The organism is Streptomyces murinus (assembly GCF_002154555.1).
Taxonomy (GTDB): domain Bacteria; phylum Actinomycetota; class Actinomycetes; order Streptomycetales; family Streptomycetaceae; genus Streptomyces; species Streptomyces murinus.
The window spans coordinates 1-4789 of sequence record NZ_MUNF01000028.1 but is presented as its reverse complement, the minus strand read 5'-3'; the positions used below and the strand labels follow the sequence as shown (position 1 = coordinate 4789).

The 4789-nt window shown below is 68.5% G+C and carries 2 protein-coding genes; both read right to left on the bottom strand.

Annotated elements, in window-relative coordinates:
- Positions 1–1983 (bottom strand): glycoside hydrolase family 6 protein (locus tag CCN72_RS02310; protein ID WP_086806106.1); only part of this gene is annotated, 1983 nt, incomplete at its 3' end.
- Positions 1984–2150: 167 nt separating this feature from the next.
- Complete coding sequence (locus CCN72_RS02305) at positions 2151–4130, bottom strand: cellulase family glycosylhydrolase (protein WP_158101313.1); 1980 nt, start codon at positions 4128–4130, stop codon at positions 2151–2153.
- Positions 4131–4789: the final 659 nt, after the last annotated feature.

Here is a 4789-nt window from a genome sequence, read left to right as displayed (position 1 = left end):
GTAGCTGTAGTCGTCGCTCTCGCTGAAGTTGGACCAGTCGCCCTTGTTGATCCGGCTCTGGATGTCCCCGGTGTTCGCACCTGCCGCGAGGGAGCCCGCGCCGGAGGCGAAGCTGATCTCCACGTAGTGGTCCGCGCCGGACTTCGGCGAGGAGAGCGCCACGACCTTCTGCGTGACGTTCGAGCAGCCGACGGCCGCGTAGTCGCACGACGTGGTGAAGGTGGAGGAACCGCCGTCACCGGTGAAGTAGTAGCGGATCGTCACCTTCGACAGATCCACCGCGGAGCTACCGGTGTTGACGACACGCAGACCCGGCTTGATCTGGTTGTCGGTCGGCGCCGAGTCGTTGTTCTTGTACTGCACCTTCACCGCACCCGTACCCGGCGTACCGCCACCACCGCCACTCGCGGCCGTGGTCGCCGTCACCGCACCGGACGCCGCCGACACATTGCCCGCCGCATCCTTCGCCTTCACCGTGTACGAGTACGCCGTCGAGGCGGTCAGACCACTGTCCGTGTACGACGTCGACGTGGTGCTGCCGACCTTCGTGGACCCCCGGTACACGTCGTACCCGGTCACCCCCACGTTGTCCGTCGAGGCGCTCCACTTCAGCGACACACTCGAAGCCGTCGTCCCCGACACCGCGAGACCCGTCGGCGCGGTGGGCGCCGTCGTGTCCGTCGTACCGCCACCGCCACCACCGCCGGAGATGGGCGGGTAGGCGTTCTGGAGCAGCTGCTGGAACTGGGCGGAGAACCAGTGGCCGGCCAGCGGGGCGTTCGGCAGGGCGCCGGTCGGGTTGTTGCCGTTGCGCGCGTTGCCCGTGTAGGTCGGGTCGCACATCTGGTCGAAGCCCTTGCCCTCGCTGTTGTCGATGGGCTGGCTGGCACCGTCCGACTCACCCGGGGGCTTGACCCACACATAGGCGTCGATCCCGGAGGCCGGGGCCGCGGTCGGCCGCTCGCCGAGGCCGGCACCGCTCTGGTTGCACCAGTTGCCCGCGTGGATCCGGCGGTCGATACGGGCGCCGTTGACGTAGTCGTCCACGGAGGTCGTCGGGCCGGGGCCGGTGGGCCGGGCGGAGCCGCCCCAGCCGTTGCGGGAGGTGTCGATCAGCATGCCGATGCCGGAGTTGAAGCCCTTCGACACCAGCGTGGTGCGCAGCGCCTGGGCGTAGGACTGCTCGTCGACGTACTGGTTCCAGTCCACCCACTTCGACTGGCGCACCGTCGTACCGTTGACGGAGTCGGTCACCTTGAAGTTGGGCTCCACGGTCGCCGAGTAGTTGGCCGTGTTGACGATGAAGCCCTGCACGTCGTCGACCGTGGCACCGGCGGTGGTGGCGGCCTTGTGGAACTCGTCGGCGGACGGGCCGAGGTTGGTGTCCCAGCCCAGCCAGCCGTGGTGGCCGGCGTCGATGTAGTTGTACACGTTGGGTATCGCGCCCAGGTGGTTCAGCGCGTACCCGACGCCGGTCTCGTAGTTGCCGTTCGACTTCATCGTCTCGCACTGCGACGTCGAGCCGTCGGTGCCGCCCGCGTTGGTCACCAGGTTCGGCAGCGAGTCGGGCTCGACGATGTTGACGATCCGCAGATTGGCGTAGGCCGGATCGGCGAGGATCTTGGCGATCGGGTCGATGTAGTCGGTCTCGTACCGGCCGATGTCGGTCGGGCCCAGCTCGCCGTTGGAGGCGAGCGCGGCGCAGTCACGGCCCGGCAGGTCGTAGATGACCAGGGTGATCAGGTTGGCGCCCTGGGACACGGCCTTGTCGAGGTGGGCGCGCAGGCCCATCCGGCCGCTGGCGCCCTGGATGGTCGAGATGCTGTCCAGCCATACCGCGGTCGGCGTGTTGGCGACCGCGCTGCCGCCGGGCTCGGCGGCGGCGTTCGCGGACCACTCCGGGTTCACATAACCCGTCGCGCCCACATAGGGGTTGTCGACCCGGGCGGTGGCGGCCGAGGCGGTCGGCGCGTTGAGCATCATGGCCAGCGCGGAGCCGAGCGCGAGCGCCGACAGCACCGCGAAACCGCGGGTGAGCCTTGATCTCGGGGGAGGGAGAGACTTCTTCACCAAGGGTTCCTTCCGTGGGGTGTTGTGGCACGCGGTGCGGCCGTACGGCACACCACGCGCCGCTCGGGGGTAGGGAGAACTCAGGGTTCGATGCCGTTCGCGAGGGTGCCGTCGACATAGACGGTCACCTTCGAGGCATCCGCATAGGCGGTGTTGGTCGCGTAGCTGTAGTCGTCGCTCTCGCTGAAGTTGGACCAGTCGCCCTTGTTGATCCGGCTCTGGATGTCCCCGGTGTTCGCACCCGCCGCGAGAGTGCCGGCACCGGAGGTGAACCCGATCTCCACGTAGTGGTCCGCGCCGGACTTCGGCGACGACAAGGCAACGACCTTCTGCGTAAGGTTCGAACACCCGACGGCCGCGTAGTCGCACGACGCCGTGAACGTAGAGGAACCGCCGTCACCGGTGAAGTAGTAGCGGATCGTCACCTTCGACAGATCCATTGCGGAGCTACCAGTGTTGACGACACGCAGACCGGGCTTGATCTGGTTGTCCGTCGGCGCCGAGTCGTTGTTCTTGTACTGCACCTTCACCGCACCCGTACCCGGCGTACCGCCACCACCGCCACTCGCGGCCGTGGTCGCCGTCACCGCACCGGACGCCGCCGACACATTGCCCGCCGCATCCTTCGCCTTCACCGTGTACGAGTACGCCGTGGACGCGGACAGGCCACTGTCCGTGTACGACGTGGACGTACTGCTGCCGACCTTCGTGGACCCCCGGTACACGTCGTACCCGGTCACCCCCACGTTGTCCGTCGACGCCGACCACTTCAGCGACACACTCGAAGCCGTCGTCCCCGACACCGCGAGACCCGTCGGCGCGGTGGGCGCGGTCGTGTCCGTCGTACCGCCACCGCCACCACCGCCGGAGCCGAATCCGGGGGCCTTGACGGATGCCAGGTAGCCGTCCTTGGCGGTGTCGACGGTCTGCCAGTCGTCCTTGAGGATGCCGCCGGTGTCACCGGAGTCGGGGTTCCAGCACCAGAAGGTCCACTGGAAGCTGTCGCCGCCGTACTGCGAGGTCGGGCGGAGGTAGTCGACCAGGGCCTTCAGCCAGGTCTGGTCGGTGGTGGACTGGAGCGTCGTACCGAACTCGCCGACCCAGACGGGGGCGATGTTGTTCTTGAAGAGGTAGCCCCAGTACTTGTCCCAGATGCCGGGCATGTTGCTCGGGAAGGACGGGTCGCTGAACCAGGGCTGGTTGGAGACACTGGTGGCGTAGTCGTGGGCCGAGTAGACCACGCGGCCCGCGACGTCGAGCTGGACCGGGTAGGTGCCGGCGCCCTCCAGGTTGCCGCCCCACCAGGTGGAGTCGCCGTTGTAGGTCTGGACGCCCTCCACGAAGATCAGCATGTCGGGGTTGACCGACAGCACCGCGTTGCCGCCGCGCTGGGCCGCGAGCCGCCAGTCGACGGTCGTGTCACCGCAGCCCCAACAGGCTGGATCGTGCGGCTCGTTGTGCAGGTCGATACCGACGACCGTGGGGTTGTTCGCGTAACGGCTCGCCATCGACTTGAGGTTGGCGAGCCAGGTCGACTCCGGGACGCTGCTCGTGTACCACAGGGCGCTCTGGCCGCTGGAGTCCGGCCGGTGCCGGTCGAGGATGACCTTCAGGCCGATCTGCCCCGAGTAGTCCACGATCTTGTCCAGTACCTGAAGGGAGTTGAGCCCCTGGAGGTCGGCGTTCTTGCCGCTGGAGAAGTCGATGCTGGACGGCATCGTGCCGGACTTGAAGATGTCGTCGGAATACGGAATGCGCAGCGTGTTGTATCCGGTCGCGGCGATCTGGTCGAGCATGTTCTTGTAATCCCGGGACCACAGACCGTGGACCACGTGGTTGTCGGTCTCGAACCCGAACCAGTTGATCCCGGCGACGCGCACCGAGTTGCCGTTCGCGTCCAGGATCTGTCGGCCGCTGGTGTGCCAGTAGCCCGCTCCCGCCGTACCCGCCGCCCGCGCGGGCGCCGTACCGGTCACGGCGACCAGCAGGGCGAGCAGGATCGCGGCCACGACGCCCATGGCCGTCCACCGCCGAGGCGGCCCCAAGTCCGCAGGTCTCATAGCAGCCAACTCCTCTTGTATGGCGTGCCCCCGTGCTGACTGACATCGCTGCCGCACCGTGGCCCCTGACGGGCGGCGGTGCGGTTCGAACGCGGTTCACATGCGGTTCGTATGCGGTGCGTACGCGGTGGTGCCGTGCCGGGGAGCGCCGCCGCCCGGGCCATCACCAACTCCAGGTTGATTCCAGGGCGTTGAGCGTGGGAGCGCTCCCAGCAAGTGAGGAAAGTAACAACTCGAAACAGCGCTGTGAAGGGGCCAGGCGAAACCTGAGCGCAATGGCGCGTTCACGCGCCCCCTCGGCGCGGGGGCCGGCGCGGTCGACGGCGGCGGCGCGGCACCGCCCGGGACCACGGTGAACTCGCCGCATCCGGCGGCGACGCGCGAGGGGGGCTGCGCCTACCGTCGGGTAGCGGCGCGGGGCCATCGGGGACCGGTCGGCGCACGGAGCCGAAAGCAAGGCGGAGAAACAGCCATTCGGCAATTGCAGGGACGGCGGAGGACCCGCGCCGCGCGGCACACTCCCGCGGCGTGGCACACGGGTGCCGGGACGGCCCCGGCGCGGTGCACGATTGCCGGGATGCCCCCGGGATGGCGCACTGCCGCGCCGACGGGTGGGCCCGAAACGTGCCGGGGCTCGGCGGGCGGTCCCGTCCCCCCGG